At 42.6% G+C, this 19,019-nt stretch carries 19 protein-coding genes and 1 riboswitch; of the genes, 18 read left to right on the top strand and 1 reads right to left on the bottom strand.

What is annotated here, in order from left to right; all coding sequences use genetic code 11:
- Positions 1–53 precede the first annotated feature (53 nt).
- The 11 genes from dnaG (at position 54) to I588_RS14010 (ending at position 11,037) form a co-directional block, all read left to right on the top strand.
- Complete coding sequence (gene dnaG / locus I588_RS14060; RefSeq protein WP_010759415.1) at positions 54–1,868, top strand: DNA primase; 1,815 nt, start codon at positions 54–56, stop codon at positions 1,866–1,868.
- Positions 1,869–1,890: 22 nt separating this feature from the next.
- On the top strand, positions 1,891–3,000 hold the full coding sequence (gene rpoD / locus I588_RS14055) for an RNA polymerase sigma factor RpoD (RefSeq protein WP_010759414.1): 1,110 nt from the start codon (positions 1,891–1,893) through the stop codon (positions 2,998–3,000).
- A 556-nt stretch (positions 3,001–3,556) separates the two neighbouring features.
- Positions 3,557–5,197: a cell division site-positioning protein MapZ family protein gene (locus I588_RS14050; RefSeq protein WP_010759413.1), complete on the top strand. Its 1,641-nt coding sequence runs from the start codon at positions 3,557–3,559 to the stop codon at positions 5,195–5,197.
- Between the two features lie 89 nt (positions 5,198–5,286).
- Positions 5,287–6,138 (top strand): CvfB family protein, encoded by an 852-nt coding sequence (locus I588_RS14045; protein WP_010759412.1) that lies wholly within the window; start codon positions 5,287–5,289, stop codon positions 6,136–6,138.
- Positions 6,139–6,246: 108 nt separating this feature from the next.
- Complete coding sequence (gene fur, locus I588_RS14040; RefSeq protein ID WP_010759411.1) at positions 6,247–6,708, top strand: ferric iron uptake transcriptional regulator; 462 nt, start codon at positions 6,247–6,249, stop codon at positions 6,706–6,708.
- A 110-nt stretch (positions 6,709–6,818) separates the two neighbouring features.
- Positions 6,819–7,709 carry a site-specific tyrosine recombinase XerD gene (gene xerD, locus I588_RS14035; protein ID WP_010759410.1) on the top strand — a complete coding sequence of 297 codons (891 nt, stop codon included), beginning with the start codon at positions 6,819–6,821 and terminating at the stop codon, positions 7,707–7,709.
- A gap of 13 nt (positions 7,710–7,722) precedes the next feature.
- On the top strand, positions 7,723–8,091 hold the full coding sequence (locus tag I588_RS14030) for a GNAT family N-acetyltransferase (protein WP_010759409.1): 369 nt from the start codon (positions 7,723–7,725) through the stop codon (positions 8,089–8,091).
- Entirely contained in the window at positions 8,092–8,838 is a 747-nt protein-coding gene (locus tag I588_RS14025; protein WP_010759408.1) for a segregation/condensation protein A, read from the top strand.
- Entirely contained in the window at positions 8,835–9,416 is a 582-nt protein-coding gene (gene scpB, locus I588_RS14020) for an SMC-Scp complex subunit ScpB (RefSeq protein WP_010759407.1), read from the top strand. Before I588_RS14025 ends, scpB begins: the two co-directional genes overlap by 4 nt.
- Positions 9,417–10,133, top strand: coding sequence for a pseudouridine synthase (locus I588_RS14015; protein WP_010759406.1), 717 nt, complete (start codon positions 9,417–9,419; stop codon positions 10,131–10,133). It abuts the gene before it with no gap.
- Positions 10,134–10,201: 68 nt separating this feature from the next.
- Positions 10,202–10,320: riboswitch (FMN riboswitch) on the top strand.
- Positions 10,321–10,440: 120 nt separating this feature from the next.
- Positions 10,441–11,037 (top strand): ECF transporter S component, encoded by a 597-nt coding sequence (locus I588_RS14010; RefSeq protein ID WP_010759405.1) that lies wholly within the window; start codon positions 10,441–10,443, stop codon positions 11,035–11,037.
- 126 nt (positions 11,038–11,163) lie between these two features.
- Here I588_RS14010 and I588_RS14005 read toward each other — a convergent pair whose 3' ends face one another.
- Complete coding sequence (locus tag I588_RS14005) at positions 11,164–11,379, bottom strand: ferredoxin (RefSeq protein WP_010759404.1); 216 nt, start codon at positions 11,377–11,379, stop codon at positions 11,164–11,166.
- A 26-nt stretch (positions 11,380–11,405) separates the two neighbouring features.
- Here I588_RS14005 and I588_RS14000 point away from each other — a divergent pair, with 26 nt between their 5' ends.
- The 7 genes from I588_RS14000 (at position 11,406) to I588_RS13970 (ending at position 18,689) form a co-directional block, all read left to right on the top strand.
- Positions 11,406–12,413: a helix-turn-helix domain-containing protein gene (locus I588_RS14000; protein ID WP_010759403.1), complete on the top strand. Its 1,008-nt coding sequence runs from the start codon at positions 11,406–11,408 to the stop codon at positions 12,411–12,413.
- Entirely contained in the window at positions 12,388–13,779 is a 1,392-nt protein-coding gene (locus I588_RS13995; protein WP_010759402.1) for a RecQ family ATP-dependent DNA helicase, read from the top strand. Before I588_RS14000 ends, I588_RS13995 begins: the two co-directional genes overlap by 26 nt.
- Before the next feature lie 68 nt (positions 13,780–13,847).
- Positions 13,848–14,492, top strand: coding sequence for an SAG1386/EF1546 family surface-associated protein (locus I588_RS13990; protein WP_010759401.1), 645 nt, complete (start codon positions 13,848–13,850; stop codon positions 14,490–14,492).
- 60 nt (positions 14,493–14,552) lie between these two features.
- Positions 14,553–15,233, top strand: a complete 681-nt coding sequence (gene cmk / locus I588_RS13985) for a (d)CMP kinase (RefSeq protein ID WP_010759400.1) — start codon at positions 14,553–14,555, stop codon at positions 15,231–15,233.
- Positions 15,234–15,370: 137 nt separating this feature from the next.
- A complete protein-coding gene (gene rpsA / locus I588_RS13980; protein WP_010759399.1) occupies positions 15,371–16,594 on the top strand; it encodes a 30S ribosomal protein S1 in 1,224 nt (407 codons plus the stop codon).
- A gap of 277 nt (positions 16,595–16,871) precedes the next feature.
- The gene (gene der / locus I588_RS13975) at positions 16,872–18,182 is read left to right on the top strand and encodes a ribosome biogenesis GTPase Der (RefSeq protein WP_010759398.1); all 1,311 of its coding nucleotides are present in this window, start codon (positions 16,872–16,874) and stop codon (positions 18,180–18,182) included.
- Between the two features lie 231 nt (positions 18,183–18,413).
- A complete protein-coding gene (locus I588_RS13970; RefSeq protein ID WP_010759397.1) occupies positions 18,414–18,689 on the top strand; it encodes an HU family DNA-binding protein in 276 nt (91 codons plus the stop codon).
- Positions 18,690–19,019 lie beyond the last annotated feature (330 nt).

Genomic DNA, 19,019 nt, shown 5'->3' with positions numbered 1-19,019 from the left:
GGGCGATTTTTGTAGCTGTTATCGTATTTTTTGAAGAGCTCAGGTGATGTGAATTGGCACAAAGGATTCCACAGGAAGTAATTGATGAGGTTCGTGAGCGCACGAACATTGTTGAAGTCGTTGGACAGTATGTTCAGTTGAAGAAGTCAGGCAAGAATTATGTGGGACTTTGTCCGTTTCATGAAGAGAAAACACCATCCTTTTCTGTGGTAGAAGACAAACAAATTTTCCATTGCTTCGGCTGTGGCAAAGGCGGCAATGTCTTTACTTTTTTACAGGAGCTGGAGGGCCTTAGTTTTCCTGAATCAGTTAAGAAAGTTGCTGACATGGAACAGATCTCACTGGGAGTTGAAATTTCCACTGAACCAACAGGGGAAAGCTCGAATCGGCTGCAGCCGCTGATTTCACTCCATGAAAAAATTCGCGACCTGTATCATCACATTTTGGTAAATACGAAAGCAGGTGAAGAAGCCTTAGCCTATCTTCATAAGCGCGGATTGAGCGATCAGCTGATTGATGAATTTAAGATCGGCTTTGCGCCTAATCAGCGGGATTTTCTGGTCCAGATTTGTCGCAAGGATCGGGTACCAGAAGATGTTATGGCACGCAGCGGACTATTTATCCAGCGAGACGATGGAAGCTTTAGCGATCGTTTTTATCAGCGGGTCATGTTTCCACTAAACGACGCCCGTGGCAAAACGATTGGTTTTTCCGGACGTTTGCTGCAAACCAAAGATTTTCCTGGAGATGAGCAGCCTAAATACTTGAATTCGCCAGAAACCGAATTATTCAACAAACGGGAAGTATTATTTAACTTCGATAAAGCCCGTAACGAGATTCGTAAACAAGGCGAAGCTATTTTATTTGAAGGATTCATGGATGTGCTGGCCGCTTGGCAGGCAGATATCAAAATCGGTTTGGCCTCTATGGGAACCAGCTTGACTGAGCAGCAGATTATGGCAATTGAACGTATTACAAATCATGTAATTGTCGCCTATGACGGTGACCAGGCAGGATTGGCCGCTACGGATCGCGCCTTAGCGATTTTAGGAGCCCACAGCCGGTTGTCTCTCTCAGCGGTAACTATTCCTGAAAAAATGGACCCTGATGAATACCTGCGCAAGTACGGAGCAGAGGAGCTGCGGAATTTATTGCAGCATGGTCGTCAGACGCCTTTTGTTTTTCAGATGCATTACCGCAAGAAGGATATCAATTTAGACAATGAAAATGACCGATTAACTTATTTGAATGGGTTAGTTGACGAATTGGTAAAGGTTCAATCACCAGTGGAGCAGGATTTGTATCTTGGTCAGCTGGCGGATGACTTTAATTTGACCAGAGAAAGCTTAAAGCAGCAATTGCGCCAGGCCCGCCAGGCTTCACGAATGGAGCGTCGGCAGCAAGCGCCGCAAAGAACCGTAACTGCCGCACCCAAAACAGTACTTTCCCAGCAGGAAAAGGCTGAACGGATGCTGATTTATCGGGCGATGAATGAGACCAATGTTCGAGAACAGCTGGTGCAGCAGGAATTTCAATTTATCCATGATCGCTATCAAGAGTTGCTACTGTACTTAGATAGTTATATGATGGTTCATGGACAGTTCGTTTTGGCGGACTTTTTGAACTATCTAAAGGAAGACTCGATGAAGCAGTTAGTTATCGATATTTCCGTTTTGCAAATGTCAGAAGATAGCAATGAACGTGAAATCTATGACTTAATGCAGGTGATTGCCCAATCTAGCATCGCTGATGAAATTAAACAACGGCAAAAAGAGCAGCTGGAAGCTAGAAAAACGGGAAACCAGCAGCGGGAATTAGAATTAACGATTCAAATTATCGAATTGACGAAGCGCTTGAAACAAGCCTAAATGTGAAAGGGGCATTTATTTAATGGCAGACGTAAAAAACAACACAGAGTACCAAAAAGCTTTAGCAGCACTTCTTAAAGAGAAAAAACCTCTTGGACAAGTTGTATATGATGAATTAACCAATCGATTGGCTACACCTTTTTCCTTAAATGCAGAAGCAATGGACCAATTAATCCAAAAGGTTGAAGATGCCGGAATCAGTGTAGTGGACGAAAATGGTGAACCTTCTAAAGCCAGCTTAAAGCAAAATGAAAAAACAGCTAAAGCTGCAGAAGTGGAAGATTTATCTGCCCCTACTGGTGTAAAAATCAATGACCCTGTACGTATGTATTTAAAAGAAATCGGCCGTGTGCCATTGCTGACCGCTGAAGAAGAAGTTCAATTGGCTCTATTAATTGAGCAAGGAGATCAAGAAGCGAAGCAGCGTTTGGCTGAAGCCAACCTGCGTTTAGTAGTAAGTATTGCGAAACGCTATGTTGGTCGCGGCATGCAGTTCTTAGATTTAATCCAAGAAGGTAACATGGGCTTAATGAAGGCTGTTGAAAAGTTTGATTACCGTAAAGGATTCAAGTTCTCAACTTATGCGACTTGGTGGATTCGTCAGGCAATCACCCGGGCGATCGCCGACCAAGCTAGAACCATCCGTATTCCGGTTCACATGGTTGAAACAATTAATAAATTAATTCGGGTGCAACGTCAATTGCTGCAAGATTTAGGTCGGGAACCATCACCAGAAGAAATCGGTGCAGAAATGGATCTGCCAACTGAAAAGGTTCGTGAAATCCTGAAGATTGCTCAAGAGCCTGTGTCTTTAGAAACGCCAATCGGTGAAGAAGACGATTCTCATTTAGGTGATTTCATCGAAGACCAGGAAGCAACCAGCCCAGCAGAACATGCGGCTTCTGAAATGTTGAAGGAACAGCTTGAAGATGTTCTAGACACCTTGACTGACCGTGAAGAAAATGTCCTGCGTCTGCGTTTCGGTTTAGATGATGGACGTACTCGTACTTTGGAGGAAGTGGGTAAGGTATTTGGCGTAACACGGGAACGTATTCGTCAGATCGAAGCCAAAGCACTACGCAAGCTTCGCCACCCATCTCGTTCAAAACAATTAAAAGATTTCTTAGAATAAGCATTTTACCAGACCTTTGTCGTTTTGACAGAGGTCTTTTTTTTGTAACTTCTGCTTTTCGCAGTATGCAATTAGAGAATAACGACATTAAAAATTTAGCAAAACAAAGAACCAAGCAGTTTAGCAGAATGATACGCGCAAGAGAATAAGAGTCATTTTTCGTATTTTGAAAAATGCTTCCCACTATACGAAATAGCAGTCACTTCTGCTTTTCACAGTACGCAATTAGAGAATAACGATATTAAAAATTTAGCAAAACAAAGAACCAAGCAGTTTAGCAGAATGATATGCGCAAGAGAATAAGGACATTTTTCGTATTTTGAAAAATACTTCCCACTATACGAAATAGCAGTCAAGACCATGCTTTTGCAATTAGTGATCCGTTAATGACGTTATTTAGGTTATCCAGCACCTTGAAATTCCTTTGAAAACAACAAGTTAAGGAATTAACCAGCCTTTTTTTGTTTTTTTAGTTAAAATAGCCGGGAAGTTATTGGAACTAGGGGAAAGTTGTGGTAGATTAAGGCGTAAGATTGAGAAAAGGAGCCGATTTCAATTGCATAAATGTCCTAACTGCCGATTTGAACCTGTCGACGGATTAGAAACTTGTCCCAATTGTGGTTTTTCCTTAGTGTCAACAGATGACACTTTGTCCAAAGATAAAAACGATGAGATTGAATGGTCTGAGCTGTCTCAGATGTCAGTTGAATCTGTCCAGGAAATGTTTGCTGAAGATGAAGCAGGCGAGACGGAAGATAACGAGAAAACCCAAACCGAAGATAATGCGGACGATACAAATCCAATTTTGGCACAATATATTCGTGAACATCGCGGGGAATACATTCCTAGAAGAGATGTTCAACCAGTAAAAGAAGAAGCCTTAGAAGCAAAAGATTCAGAAGAAAAAGCTAAGGCTGAAGAACCAGAAGCAGTTGTTCCAGAAGGTGAACCAGCAACAGAGAAGACACCAATCCTTGACAAAGCGCTTCCGATTGAGCCAGAGCCTGTAGTGTCGCCTGCAGCAGAAGCTTCACAAACCTCTGAATCAGATGCGGAACCTCAAGCAGCCAATGGCGATAATGGAAACACCAGCTCAGGCGATAACCAGCCACCTAAAAAGAGTCGCAAGAAGTGGTACATCACTTTAGCGGCCGTGGTGGTACTGGGAATTGGCGGAGGCTACTATTATCACACAGAGAAAGAAGCCGAAGCACAACGAATTGCCGCTGTTAAAAAGGAAAACAAAGAGATTGATGCTCTAGAAGAAACTATCCAAGAGTTTTACACCGACGATAAGCATGTCTTTGTCAAAGCAGATAAGGTTGGTCAAAACACCAGCAAGCTGGCTGAAGAGATTGCCAAGCACAAGGATAGTTCACGTTACGATGATCTGAATACATCCTATCAACGTTTGTTAGATAAGATGAACAGCATCCAAAAAGTGAACCTGCTGTTTACTGCCCCAGCAATTAATGGCGATAAATTAGCTGACAACCTGCAGTTAAAAGCGGACCAGCCAGTGGATGTAACGATTAATACTAGTGACCAAAGCTTTAATGAGCTGCTGAATCAGGCGGTTACACAAGCCAAGGACCAATATGGAAAGATTGAAGCAGCCAAGAAGGCGCTCAGCCAAGTGATTCAAGACGGCAATGTTTTAGAGGGGATTACCAGAGACCAATATAATTCAGCCAACGATGCTATTAATGCAGTAGCGAACCAAGCATTGGTAGAAACGCAAAAGGCGGATTTGAAAAAGGTTGATGATGCCCTTACTGAAAAAGAGAAAAAAGCGGAAGAAGAACGTCTGGCAGCTGAAAAAGCCGCTCAAGAAAAAGCTGAGCAGGAAAAAGCCGCTCAAGAACGTCAAAATACCACAACGAATTCCGGCGGTGCAAATCAGCCAATCATGGGCACTGATGAAAGTCAGACTGCCGATTTAAGCAATGCTGCTTGGGGCTGGAATCCTGGCGTGAAGGAAAAGGTTATTCAAACCTGTCTGAGCCGTGGATATATTACCGAAGGCGGATATTATGTTGAGCCGGCCCGGATTGAGAATGGCGAAGGGTATTACAACCTATATGCTACTTCAAATCAGGCGCCGTTAACCAAAAATTTGAGTCCATCCGATTTACCAATGTATGTCGTTACAATCAACTGTAAAACTGGTTGGTTTAGAGGAAATGGCGGAAACTAGACGAGCAAGCCGGGGAAGAATTTCCCTGGCTTTATCTATGAACCTAATTGGGTTCTAAACTGGAGCCCATAAGAAAAAGGAGAACAAACATGAATGAATTAATTGGACGGGTCTTTACAGCTCTGATCATGGACGAAAACGAAGCAACCTATTTTGTTCAAAAAAATGGCGTAACCTTCCGTTTAGTCAGCGATCAGGAGCACAAAATTGGTGATGCAGTGGAAGGCTTCGGCTACATCAATCAGAAAAAGGAAGCCATTTTTACTACAAACCTGCCTAAAATCCGTATGGGCAATTATGCCTTTGGTGAAGTGACCAATGTACGTAGAGATTTAGGTGCCTTTGTTGATATTGGCTTGCCTGACAAGGACGTTGTCGTTTCTTTAGATGAGTTGCCATCGATGAAAGAGCTTTGGCCTAAAAAAGGCGACTATTTAATGATTACCCTACGAGTAGATGAAAAGGAACGCATGTGGGGAACCTTGGCTGATGAGACGATTTTCCATTCTCTGAGCCGTAAAGGAACCGCTGAAATGCAAAACGAGAACAAAAAAGGCATCGTTTACCGTTTGAAGGTGGCAGGTTCTTACTTGCTGACAGAAGACTTTTATATTGGCTTTATCCATCCTTCAGAGCGGTATCAAGAACCGCGTCTTGGCGAAGCTGTCGAAGCTCGTGTTATCGGCGTTCGTCCAGATGGAGCGTTAAACATGTCCTTAAAGCCGCGGGCCCACGAAGTAATTAATGATGATGCTGCCATGATTTTGACAATGCTGCAAAGAAAAGACGATCATCGTTTGTCAGTCTGGGACAAATCTGACCCAGAGGAAATCAAGCAAATGTTTGGTATCAGCAAGGGGCAGTTTAAGCGTGCAATTGGCCATCTATTAAAAGAAAAATTGATCATTCAAGAACCCGGCGAAATTCGTTTGAAAAACTAATTGAGAATCACTTGCGAAACTTGTAGCGATAAATTATAATGATTCTTATCAGAATAAGAAAAACTGATCTCCTAGTTTATAATAATTACAAATAAGTGAGGTATTCCTATGAATGCAGCGTTAGCGCTACAAAAAACAAAAAAACAATTGCATGATTCTGGTTTTAAGTTGACGCCACAGCGGGAAGCCACCTTGCTGGTACTGCTGGAGAATGAAAAGGATCATTTATCTGCTGAAGAAATTTACTTTTTAGTGAAACGTAAAAGTCCCGAAATTGGGTTAGCAACGGTCTATCGCACCTTGGAAATTCTGACCGATTTGCATATCGTAGACAAGGTCAGCTTTGATGATGGCTTAGCTCGCTACGATTTGCGCAAGGAAGGTGCTGAGCATTTCCATCACCACTTGTTGTGTTTAGAATGTGGAAATATTGAAGAAATTGAAGAAGACCTATTAGGTGACGTGGAACAAATCGTGGAAGCACGTTTTCGTTTTCAAGTGAAGGATCATCGCTTAACCTTCCATGGAATCTGCCAAGCCTGCCAAGAGAAAAATGAACAGAATGCGTAAAAAAATTGTCTGATAGATATTCAGCCTTGACAGGTCCCTTGAAAAGATAGTGAGACAAGACTATCCAATCAAGGGACTTTTTGGTATGATAAAGCGAAAGTGGTGAGGAAATGGACGAACAAATCAAAGAGTATTTACATTATTTGACGATTGAACGGGGCTTGTCATTAAATACTCGTGCCAGCTATGAACGAGATTTGAAGCAATACCTGCTATTCCTGGAAGAAAAGGGCGTTAAGAACTGGCAGGATGTCGATCGTTATACTGTCGTGGACTTTTTAGCACTGCTCTCAAACGAAGGCAAAGCATCCACCACGATCACCCGGATGATTTCTAGTTTGCGCCGATTCCATCAGTTTCTGCGTCAGGAGCGCTATACCGATCATGACCCGATGCAGCATATTGAAAGTCCTAAAAAGGCTCAAAAGCTGCCGCAAACATTATCCTTAGCTGAGGTGGAGCGCTTAATTGCCACACCGGATACCAGCACAACCCTAGGCATCCGCGACCGGGCTATTTTGGAAGTGATGTATGCTACTGGCTTGCGGGTTAGCGAACTGATTGGCTTGAAGCTTGGGGATATCCATTTGGAAATGGGACTTTTGCAGACGGTCGGTAAAGGAGACAAGGAACGAATTGTTCCGCTAGGGGACTATGCCATTCATTGGCTGGAGCGTTACCTAAATGAAGCTCGGCCCTTATTAACCAAGAAGAATCAAAACGAAACCCATTTATTTGTGAATAATCACGGAAAAGGGCTTTCCCGCCAAGGAATCTGGAAGAATTTGAAGCAAATTGTACTTAAAGCAGGAATTACCAAGGATGTGACGCCACATACGCTGCGCCACAGTTTTGCCACGCATCTGCTGGAAAATGGCGCCGATTTGCGAACGGTGCAAGAATTGCTGGGCCATGCCGACATCTCGACAACTCAAATTTATACGCACATTACCAAACGCCGTATGACCGAAGTATACAAAGAGTTTTTCCCACGAGCGTGATTGGAGGAAGAAAATGATTACTCATTATCGAAAAAACCAGCGAAAGATTGCAATGGGCTTATTGAGCTTTCATAAGCATCTAAAAGAAGAATACCCGAAGTTAAAGGAAATTGATCATTACGAAGAAAGCGAACGTTATCAGCTGTATTGTTACTACTATGATGAAGCAGCCAATAACGTCCAAGGCGTATTAGGCATTGAAACGCTGAACGATCGGGAGATCATTTTACATGATATTAGCCTTAACCCTTCCTATCGGGGAGAAGGTCTAGGCTTTGTAATGCTTGATCAATTGCAGGAGCGTTATCCTGATTATCACATTATTGGAACAACGGCCACTGCGGCCTACTTGGCTAAGTGGAAAAGAAGGACAGGAAACTAGATGGAACAAATTAATTTAAAGCTGGATGTTTTTGAAGGTCCACTGGATCTTTTGCTGCATTTAATTAAGCAGCTGGAGCTGGACATTTACGATATTCCGATTGCTGAAGTAACGGAGCAATATATGGATTTTATCCATGCCATGAAAACTCTGGAGCTAGAAGTAGCTGGGGAGTATTTGGTGATGGCTGCAACGTTGATGTCGATTAAGAGTCAGATGCTGCTGCCCAAGCCTGAGCTGGAGTATGATTACGAAGAAGAGGTTGGAGAAGACCCGCGTGATGCGTTGGTTCAGCAGCTGTTGGAATACCGTAAGTATAAATATGCGGCTACTGTACTTTCAGAGAAAGAAGCTGAGCGCAGTCTCTTTTACACCAAAGCACCGATGGATTTATCCGATTATGAAGAAGAGCTGCCGCCGTTGCCAGCCAATCAGTTAAACACGATTGATTTATTTTTGGCCTTGCACGATGTTTTGCAGCGAAAAAAGAATAATCAACCGATTGAAACCACTGTCAGCAGTGATTCAATCACAATTGAAGATAAGGTTAAACAAATTCGTGCCCGTATTGATGCTATGAGCACGCAAGAAAGTCTATCGCTGGATAGCCTTTTTTCACGTTATACGAAGGATGAAATGATTACTACCTTCATGGCTTTATTGGAGCTGATGAAAACAGGTATTGCTGTAGCCAGTCAATCCGACACCTATGGCCCAATAGTTATTACAAAAGGAGCAGCAAAATGAACCAACTAAGTCAAATTGAAGCCCTGCTGTTTGTAGTAGGAGAAGAGGGAATCGAACTGGAAGAAATGGCCTATACCCTGGAAAGGGCTACCGCTGAGATTTACCAATCCCTTACTACCTTGCGGGAAAAATACGAAAATGATGCTTCCTCAGCGTTTACTATTTTAGAGGTGGGTAATCGATTTGTTTTAACGACTAAGAAACATTTCGCCCCATTGTTAAAAGAATTTGCCCGCTCTCCTTTAGCGAATCGCTTAAGCCAGGCCGCCTTAGAAACCTTATCCATTATTGCCTATAAACAGCCGATAACCCGGGGAGAGATCGATGAGCTGCGGGGAGTTCAATCCAGTGGCGCCGTTCAAACACTGGCCGCTCGTCAGTTAATAGAGGAAAAGGGTCGAGTGGAAGGACCAGGACGAGCAATCCTTTATGGGACGACCGCGTATTTTATGGATTATTTTGGGTTGAAAGATTTAACCGAATTACCTGATGTTCAACAAATGGAAACCGATCTGACAGATGATGAAGAAACCTTGGATTTATTTTATGATCGTTTTAAAGAAAAGGATGAAAGCTAAATGGAAAGATTGCAAAAAGTTATTGCCCACGCTGGAATTGCCTCACGCCGCAAAGCAGAGAGCTTAATTACTGAAGGTCGTGTGAAGGTAAATGGTGAAGTGGTAACTGAATTAGGCACAAAGGTTTCCAAGAAAGAGCGGATTGAAGTAGACGGTGTTCCGATCTACCAAGAAGAGCCTGTATACTATTTATTCTATAAACCACGGGGCGTTATCTCTGCGGTATCCGATGACAAAAATCGGAAAGTTGTTACCGATTATTTCATGGGAATTCCTGAACGCATTTATCCAGTAGGACGCTTGGATTATGATACATCCGGTATCTTATTGTTAACCAATGATGGAGATTTCTCTCAGCGCTTGTCCCACCCCAAGCATCAGGTTGACAAAGTATATGTTGCTAAAGTTAAAGGCTTTGCTGATAATAAAACCTTGTATCCGTTAGCCAAAGGTGTCATGATTGAAGGGCGCAAAACAGCGCCTGCTCGCTTTGAGATTTTATCCACAGATCGTAAGGCCGGAACCAGTATTGTAGAATTAACCATCCACGAAGGACGTAATCATCAGGTGAAAAACATGCTGGCAGCAGTCGGTTTACCCGTACAAAAGCTGAAACGAGAGCGTTATGGCGACCTGACATTGAAGGGGCTTCGCCCAGGAGAATTTCGCCGATTGAATGCCAAGGAAATTAATGGCCTGCGCAATAGTTCACAATAAAAGCAAGTTACTTGTTTTTTGTTAGTAAACTTGCTATAGTATAGATACAAAATAAATAATAATTTTAGGTTCGTCTTCAGGGGCAGGGTGAAAATCCCGACCGGTGGTGATAGTCCACGAACTGCGCAAGCAGCCGACTCGGTGAAAATCCGAGACCGACAGTACAGTCTGGATAAAGAAGATAGGCTTATTTGGGTATGAATGTATTCAAGTAACTCTATGCTTTTTTCTGAAGCATAGAGTTTTTTTACGTACAGACAGCCTGGAAAAGCTTCGATGAAGATGATTCCAACAGGAGGAATTCTTAATGAAGAACGTAAGGTTACAAAAAATGACAGCCGTAGCAGTGGCCGCAGCCATGGGATTGATTTTGCAATTTATCGCTTTGCCGATTATCCCCATCTTTCCCTTTTTAAAACTGGACTTTAGTGATATTCCAGTCTTAATCAACATGTTTATTTTCGGTCCGCTGGCGGGTGTTGCAACAGCATTTGTTCGTTCATTGCTTCATCTAGTAACGACAGGCTTTTCGATTGATAATTTAATTGGTGATATAGCCAGCTTTTTGGCCTCTAGTATGTTTACTCTGCCGATTTTCTATTTGTTTAGACAACAAACGGCTCGCAAAAAAGCCATTGGCATTGGCTTAGGAATTTTCGCCATGACTATTTTTATGAGTATTGCCAACTATTTCGTAATCACACCGCTTTACTTGAAAGCATTCGGGTTAACTGCGGGTCAGATGCTAGGAATGAGCTTAGGAAAATATGTACTAGTGGGAATTGTTCCTTTCAACTTGATTAAAGGAATGATTGTCAGTGGTGCCTTCTTGATCCTGCATGCCAAGCTCTTACCATGGCTAAGCAAGAAAACGATAACGACTCACCATCACAGCTCAATCTAACTATGAAAAGGCCATCCAGTTGTTGGACGGCCTTTTTTGCTGCAATTAAATACAAATTGACTCATTAAATGGAGTAGACAAAAAATTGCCAAATTGATTCGTCAATTCTTTTTTCTTTTGCGTATGTTATAGTGGATTATGCAGAAGAATTGCATGGGCCGGACAGCGTTTGGCTGACTGAATGACCCCAGGCTGTTCTTCTTCAGGAACAAATTCCTGCAGTGCATGAGGCTCGCCGATAAAGGTCACGATGCCCTCATCTGTATAATCAAAAAAGTGCGGCGCCAACGCTTGGCACAGGCCACAGGCAATGCAGCGCTCAGGCACAATCTCGCATTTCATAACTTTCACCTTCTAGGAGTTTTTTTATGACAGACTTTATTTTAGCGTTATTTCATACAGGACACAAGCTGCGGATATCCACCTTGTATCATTTATTGATTGGCAAACGTACCAGCTCCGTTTTGCTCCACGGTTTTTTTTATCGTAACCTGCCCATGTTCGACAGCTTTTCGCAGCTGGAGGAAAAGCAGTTTAATCGCTGGATTAATCAGCTGATCCAGAAAAAGCTGATTGAAGAGGTGGATGGCTTTGGTCAATTGACTGAAGCAGGGCGAGCTCGGCTCCAAGATAAGCAGCGACCTCAGCTGAATGATCTAAATGGGCTGCGTTATGGGCGTGAGCGGCAGCGAATGTGGCAGCTGAGTTTATTAGCTGTTCAAGTAATCAGCCATTTGACTCACCACAAGAAAGATTACGTGCCTATCGATTCGCGGCCCTTTTTCCTATACCAGACCAAAAAATGGCTAAGCCAAGCCGAGGAAGGGCTTTTAACTGAATTTCCAAGGGAGCTGGAGCAAATGTTTACAGCTTTGGCTAAAGATCAGGCCAATTTCCTAGCGAATCAGTTTAGCGGATATGAGCAATATGGTCGGGTAGCGTTTCAGCTTTTACCAGCCGAATGGCAGGAGGCTCCCTGGGATCGTCTATATTACCAAAATGCCATTGATGCCTTCCTTCATCAGGCGTTGCAACAGCCCAATTTTCGTCGATTGCTGCGGCAATTGGATCAATTAAACTACAACCAAAGCATGCTGAAGACGAGGAAGCTGTATCTTTCAGGACTTTCCATTGAAGAAATTGGTCAGCGGCGGCGGTTAAAGCTAGGTACCTTGAATGATCATTTTATCGAGTGGGCCTTATTGGCGGAAGATTTCCCTTTTTCTGATTTCCAATTAATCACACCGGATTCAGAAAGTGAGATGCTGACGTGGCGGTACCAGGAATTTTCGGAAATGCCATATTTGAATTTCCGTTTGTCTCAGATTTTATTTTTGAAGGAGCAGAATTATGAACGCGAAACAGCTGCTGACTGAGCGCTTTGGTTATTCTTCGTTTCGACCAGGTCAAAAAGAAATTATTGATACCTTATTGAGTAAAGAGTCGGTTTTAGGTATGCTGCCAACCGGCACAGGAAAATCGCTTTGCTACCAGCTTCCTGGTTATTTATTGGAAGGAACTGTGATTGTGATTTCTCCGTTGATTTCATTAATGGAGGATCAGGTAACGCAGCTGCAGCAGCTGGGAGAAGGAAGGACAGTTGCTTTAAACAGCCTGCTTTCAATGTCAGAAAAGCAATTTGTCTTGAATCATCTTGCAACGTATAAATTCATCTTTATGAGTCCAGAAATGTTCTTAGCAAATCAGACTCAGCAGGCTTTAAGTCGATTAAAAATAGCTTTCATTGTGGTAGATGAGGCCCATTGTGTTTCCCAATGGGGGGTTGATTTTCGACCAGAATATTTGAAGCTGAGTGAAGGCATTCAGTTTTTGAAGCAGCCGCTGATTTTAGCGTTGACGGCAACTGCCACGCCAGAAGTGCGGCAAGATATTCAACGGTTGCTGTTTTCTCAGCCGGTTAAGGAAGTGGTTTATTCAGTAGATCGTCCCAACGTAAGTCTGTTTGTAGAAACTGGTGAAAAGCAAGAACGCTTGTTGGCGCTGCTGCCAGAGCTTTCAGGTGCAGGAATTATTTATTGTGCTACTCGCAAGCATGTAGAGGAGCTTTACGAACTGCTGAAGCATCAGGAAAGTATCGCTTACTATCATGGTGGCCTAACCGGTCAGGAACGGCGTATGCTGCAGCAGCAATTTATTGCTGGGGAGCTGAGACTATTAATTGCAACCAATGCTTTTGGAATGGGGGTAAATAAAAACGATATTCGTTTTGTGGTTCATTATGATTTGCCCTCTTCGCCAGAGGATTACTTGCAGGAAATCGGTCGGGCTGGTCGAGATGGTCAACCTAGCCAAGCAATTTTGCTGTATAATGAGGGAGACGAGTACATTCATCAGTTCCTTCATCAGCAGAGTGTCGACAGTCGGCGATTATTCGAGATAAAGAAGCAGCAGGAAGATTTAGTGTTGGATGATCCGTTGATTCAAAAATGGGAGGAGCTGTTTCCTCAGCAATCGCAAGAATTGATTGGACTTTTGGAACAACGCGAAAAAATTAGAAAGACACAGCTGCAGGAAATGCTGACCTATATTTACCTAAGCAGCTGCCGCCGAAAATATTTGGTCAATTATTTTGGTCAGGAGCTGGAAAGTCAGCCTAAAGACTGCTGTGACAACGATGGAGCTGTTTTGAAACGAGTTGAAAAAATCACAAACTCGCCAGCTTTCTCAGAGGAATGGCCAGATATATTACTAAAATTATTTAAAAAAACGATGAAAGATTGAATTTGTCAGCCACTTTTTTTCGAGCTATGGTATAATACTTGGCGACAGCAATTAGGAGGTAATACAAAGTGAGTAGAAGAGATCGCAACAGAGAAACAAATAACGAGCCTTGGGATCAGCATATTTATGAAACAGAAGAGGAAGAGTACGCATCACGTCAGTCTCGTCAACAGCAAAACAAAGGCGGGAATACTCGTTTCCTAACAATTCTAGTGATTTTGCTATTATTGTTGATTTCAATTCCAGCAGGTGCCTATTTCTGGATCACTCGTGACACGGGTAAACCAGCGGCCTCTCCTGAAAGTACGACTCAAGTGACTTCTTCTTCAACAGTAGAATCATCAGAGTCAAGCACTGAAGAATCTTCAAGCACGTCAGAAAGCTCTGAAGACCCAGCTGCCCGCCAGCAACAACAGCAGGCCGCTCAGCAAGAAGCACAACGTCAACAAGAGCAGCAGGCTGCTTTAGAAGCGCAGCAGCAACAACAAGCGCAGCAACAGCAACAGGCTCAACAACAACAAAATCAGCAGCAACAGCAACAGCAAGCACCTAGCGGATCAACCGCTACTGTTCAAGCAGGCGAAGGCTTGCAGCAAATTGCTAACCGGACAGGTGTACCAGTTGAAACACTTGCGGAATTAAACGGCATCACGATTACTGGTGATACCTTCTATCCAGCAATTAATCCTGGTCAACAACTGCGCATTCAATAAGAATGACTATTCAGCCGTGATCACTTGATTGCGGCTGATTTTTTGGAAAGGAAGAATCGTGTGGAAAAAATCGCGATTGCAATTGACGGTCCAGCCTCTTCAGGCAAGAGTACCGTAGCGAAGCTTTTAGCAAAAGAATTTCATTTTATTTATGTAGATACCGGAGCAATGTACCGGGCAGTTACTTACTTGGCTATTCAGCACAAGGTTCCTTTTGATCAGGAGGATTGCCTTGTTCAGCTGATCAAAAAATATCCAATATCCTTTGAACAAACTGGCAATGGTCAGCTGGTGTTTGTGAACAGTCAGGATGTCACCGAAGCAATTCGCCAAGCCGATGTCACATCAGCAGTTTCTGAGGTATCTGCTCATGGAAAGGTTCGTGAGCAGCTGGTTCGTATTCAGCAGGAATTGGCACAATCAGGCGGTGTAGTGATGGATGGTCGAGACATTGGGACGACTGTTTTACCAGATGCTGAAGTAAAGATTTTCTTAGTTGCCAGTGTTGAAGAACGGGCGCAGCGCCGTTACAAGGAAAATCTTTCCAAAGGTATGAAGGCTGACTTTGATTCGATAAAGGAAGCCATAGCGCAGCGAGATTATCTTGATTCTCATCGCACGGTTTCTCCATTGGTTCAGGCAGAGGATGCAGTAAAAATTGACACCACTGGTCTGACAATTGATCAGGTAGTTGCGAAGATTCAAGCAGTCATTTTGGCAAAAGGTTTTGAAATTACCTAAAAATTTCGGGAATAAAGCGATTTTTGTACTCTTTTTGCGAAAAAGAGAAGAAATCGCTTTATTTTTTATGTGTAATATTCTAAAATAGAGACTGTAGTCTATTTACGTATGAATTGTTGGTTAGGAGGACAAACGTCATGACAGAATTAGAACAGAATCAAATGGATAACGAGAATGTTTCCATGGAAGCAGCAATGGAAAGCGTCCAAGAAGTAAAAGTCGGTGATATCGTCAAAGGTGAGGTTCTTGCCTTAGAAGATAAACAAGTCATCGTCGGTATTGAAGGCGCAGGAGTTGAAGGGGTTGTTCCCGCTAAAGAACTTTCCACGCTACCTGTCGAGGATATTAGTGAAGAAGTGAAGGTCGGCGATGTCCTTGATTTAGTTGTCATTTCCTCTATTGGAAAAGACAAAGAAAACGGCAGCTATCTACTTTCTAAACGTCGTTTGGATGCGAAGAAGGTTTGGGAAGATATTGAGAAGGATTATGAAGCCGGCAAAATTATTGAAGCACCTGTTACCAGCAGTGTTAAAGGTGGTTTGGTAGTAGATGTTGGTGTACGCGGCTTTGTCCCTGCATCAATGATCGATGATCATTTTGTGGATGATTTTTCTGAATATGTCGACAAAACATTGGCTTTCAAAATCATTGAAATTGAACCTTCTGAAAATCGTTTGATCCTTTCACATAAAGCGGTTGTAGAAGCAGAAAAAGCTGAGAAGAAAAAAGAAGTGCTTGCTGGGTTACATGAAGGTGACGTAATTACTGGAAAAGTTGCACGCTTAACCGATTTTGGAGCATTTATTGATCTTGGTGGTATTGATGGTTTAGTGCACGTTTCCGAAATTTCTCACAGCCATGTTGGCAAACCTGCCGACGTATTATCCGTTGGTGAAGAAGTAGACGTACAAGTATTATCAGTTGATCCTGATAAAGAACGTATTTCACTGTCAATTAAAGCTAACTTGCCTGGACCTTGGAGCGGTATTGAAGAAAAAGCTGCTGCAGGTACAGTTTTAGAGGGTACTGTGAAACGCTTGACCAGCTTTGGTGCATTTGTGGAAATCTTCCCAGGTGTTGAAGGCTTGGTTCACATTTCTCAAATTTCTCACAAACACATTGCTACTCCTCATGAAGTGTTACATGAAGGAGACAAAGTGCAAGTGAAGGTTTTAGAGGTTCATCCAGAGGATCATCGAGTAGCTTTATCAATTAAAGCACTGGAAGAAAAACCCGAAGAAGAAAAAGCCGAAGCAGAAGATACTTCTTATGATATGCCGGAAGAAAGCACCGGATTTACCATGGGAGATATTTTAGGCGATGCCTTGAACGAAAGTTCAGATGAAGATTCTAACGAATAATCAAAACAGACGTACACTTGTGCGTCTTTTTGTTTGAAAAAAACCTAAATTCATCATTTTTTAAACTCCCTTCTCTTGCAAGAGGGGAGTTCTTTCGTTAAACTAAGGAGAATTGCCAGTTCTGCTTGACTGAATTAGTAGGCAGAATGGGTATACGCACAAGAGAAAAGTAAATTTGATAGAATTTATTCCATTTAGACAAGTGAGTATCGCAACTAAGCAACATGGCATTCAAGTGAAAATTTTTCACAATAAACTATAAATAAGGAGCACAATCATGTCAAACCCAACTATTGCTATTGTTGGTCGTCCTAATGTCGGTAAATCAACGATATTTAACCGAATCGCCGGAGAGCGGATTTCGATTGTTGAAGATACACCGGGAGTTACCCGTGATCGGATTTACGCGAAGGGTGAATGGTTAAGCCAAGAATTTTCCATCATTGATACTGGTGGGATCGATATTATTGATGAACCATTCATGGAACAGATCAAACAACAAGCACAAATTGCAATTGATGAAGCAGATGTCATCATCTTTATTACTAGCGGCCGCGAAGGCGTGACTGACGCTGATGAAGCCGTTGCAAAAATTCTTTACCGCAGCAAAAAACCGATTATTCTGGCTGTTAACAAGGTTGATAACCCAGAAATGCGTAGTGAAATTTATGAATTTTACTCTCTAGGATTAGGTGAACCCTTTCCAGTTTCAGGAAGCCACGGTTTAGGTTTAGGCGATGTCCTAGATGAGGCTGTTAAGCACTTCCCTGAGGATGCGGAGGAAGAGGACGATGAAAGCATTAAATTCAGCTTAATTGGCCGTCCAAACGTAGGAAAATCCTCGTTAATCAACGCGATATTAGGTGAAGACCGTGTCATCGTGTCTGATATCGAAGGAACCACCCGTGATGCGATCGATACTCATTTTGTTGGGGACTCAGGCCAGGAATTCACCATGATCGATACAGCCGGCATGCGTAAGCGGGGCAAAGTATACGAAAATACTGAGAAATACAGTGTGATGCGTGCCATGCGTGCGATCGATCGTTCAGACGTCGTGCTAGTCGTCTTAAATGGAGAAGAAGGCATTCGTGAGCAGGACAAGCGAATCGCCGGCTATGCCCATGAAGCAGGCCGCGGAATTATCATTGTAGTGAATAAATGGGATCTTGTTGAAAAAGACACCCATACGATGAAGAAATTCGAAGAAGACATTCGTGAAGAATTTGCTTATTTAGATTACGCGCCGATTATCTTTGTTTCAGCAGCTACTAAACAACGATTAAACAAGCTGCCAGAAATGATCGAAGATGTCAGCATGAATCAAAATCTGCGGGTCCCTTCAGCAGTCTTAAATGATGTCATTATGGATGCGGTAGCGATTAACCCAACTCCAACTGATAAGGGCAAACGTTTGAAGATTTTTTATGCAACACAGGTGGCGGTCAAACCACCAACCTTCGTGGTCTTTGTTAACGAAGAAGAGCTGATGCATTTCTCTTATGCCCGCTTTTTAGAAAACCAGGTTCGTAAGGCATTCGGCTTTGAAGGAACACCAATCAAAATCTTGCCGCGCCGCCGAAAATAGGACATTTTACCATACTTTTTTTAGCCTGACAATTATTTTTCTTTTTCGACTATAAAAGAATGAATTTTGTGTCATAAATTGCTAAAAACCTTGCTATCACAAGGTTCATGTGCTATCGTTATAAAAGAATATTGACCAAATCAATATTTCAACACTAGCGGCTGGACCACTCAGCTGTTAGATAAATGATGTACAAACATCAGACTCATTTCTCAGGAGGTGAATTCATTCATGGCAAACAAAGCGGAATTGATCGAAAAAGTTGCAACTGCTACTGATTTAACTAAAAAAGACGCAACCGCAGCTGTTGACGCAGTCTTTGCAACAATCCAAGACGCATTAGCAGAAGGCGAAAAAGTTCAATTGATCGGTTTTGGTAACTTTGAAGTTCGTGAACGTGCGGCTCGTAAAGGACGTAACCCACAAACTGGAGAAGAAATCGAAATCCCAGCAAGCAAAGTACCTGCATTCAAACCAGGTAAAGCATTAAAAGACGCTGTCAAATAATGACAGTTGAAAAACCGTTAGGGCTCTAGGGCTCTAACGGTTTTTGTTTGCAAAAAAATATGAATAAAGATATACGGCAGACAGTATCGGGAAATTCCCCTTGCTCAAACTATCCCTTCTTTTGAAGATAATACCAAACAAGGCACAACACTAGTGTTGAAACCACAAAGCCGATAAAATAGTAAATCAGCCATTCATCAGGCTCCCAATGATGGTAATTGAATATTTTAATAGTAAAAAAGAGCACCGGCATACAAAGCAACGTAACAATGATTTTGCTTTTCGTTAGTTGTACCGATTGGTTTGAAAAGGATAGAATCACTAAACAAA

It is taken from the genome of Enterococcus pallens ATCC BAA-351 (assembly GCF_000407485.1).
In the GTDB taxonomy this organism is placed as follows: domain Bacteria; phylum Bacillota; class Bacilli; order Lactobacillales; family Enterococcaceae; genus Enterococcus_A; species Enterococcus_A pallens.
This window is presented reverse-complemented; position numbering and strand designations above follow the sequence as displayed.

What these genes read in the sequence shown, in the direction of transcription:
- fur (WP_010759411.1), top strand. Translation starts at nt 6,247, where the DNA reads ATGAATGCAGCGTTAGCGCTACAAAAAACAAAAAAACAATTGCATGAT.
- I588_RS14030 (WP_010759409.1), top strand. Translation starts at nt 7,723, where the DNA reads ATGATTACTCATTATCGAAAAAACCAGCGAAAGATTGCAATGGGCTTA.
- I588_RS14025 (WP_010759408.1), top strand. Translation starts at nt 8,092, where the DNA reads ATGGAACAAATTAATTTAAAGCTGGATGTTTTTGAAGGTCCACTGGAT.
- rpsA (WP_010759399.1), top strand. Translation starts at nt 15,371, where the DNA reads ATGACAGAATTAGAACAGAATCAAATGGATAACGAGAATGTTTCCATG.
- I588_RS14000 (WP_010759403.1), top strand. Translation starts at nt 11,406, where the DNA reads ATGACAGACTTTATTTTAGCGTTATTTCATACAGGACACAAGCTGCGG.
- I588_RS13970 (WP_010759397.1), top strand. Translation starts at nt 18,414, where the DNA reads ATGGCAAACAAAGCGGAATTGATCGAAAAAGTTGCAACTGCTACTGAT.
- I588_RS14005 (WP_010759404.1), bottom strand. Translation starts at nt 11,379, where the DNA reads ATGAAATGCGAGATTGTGCCTGAGCGCTGCATTGCCTGTGGCCTGTGC.
- scpB (WP_010759407.1), top strand. Translation starts at nt 8,835, where the DNA reads ATGAACCAACTAAGTCAAATTGAAGCCCTGCTGTTTGTAGTAGGAGAA.
- rpoD (WP_010759414.1), top strand. Translation starts at nt 1,891, where the DNA reads ATGGCAGACGTAAAAAACAACACAGAGTACCAAAAAGCTTTAGCAGCA.
- I588_RS14010 (WP_010759405.1), top strand. Translation starts at nt 10,441, where the DNA reads ATGAAGAACGTAAGGTTACAAAAAATGACAGCCGTAGCAGTGGCCGCA.
- I588_RS13995 (WP_010759402.1), top strand. Translation starts at nt 12,388, where the DNA reads ATGAACGCGAAACAGCTGCTGACTGAGCGCTTTGGTTATTCTTCGTTT.
- der (WP_010759398.1), top strand. Translation starts at nt 16,872, where the DNA reads ATGTCAAACCCAACTATTGCTATTGTTGGTCGTCCTAATGTCGGTAAA.
- I588_RS14015 (WP_010759406.1), top strand. Translation starts at nt 9,417, where the DNA reads ATGGAAAGATTGCAAAAAGTTATTGCCCACGCTGGAATTGCCTCACGC.
- I588_RS14045 (WP_010759412.1), top strand. Translation starts at nt 5,287, where the DNA reads ATGAATGAATTAATTGGACGGGTCTTTACAGCTCTGATCATGGACGAA.
- xerD (WP_010759410.1), top strand. Translation starts at nt 6,819, where the DNA reads ATGGACGAACAAATCAAAGAGTATTTACATTATTTGACGATTGAACGG.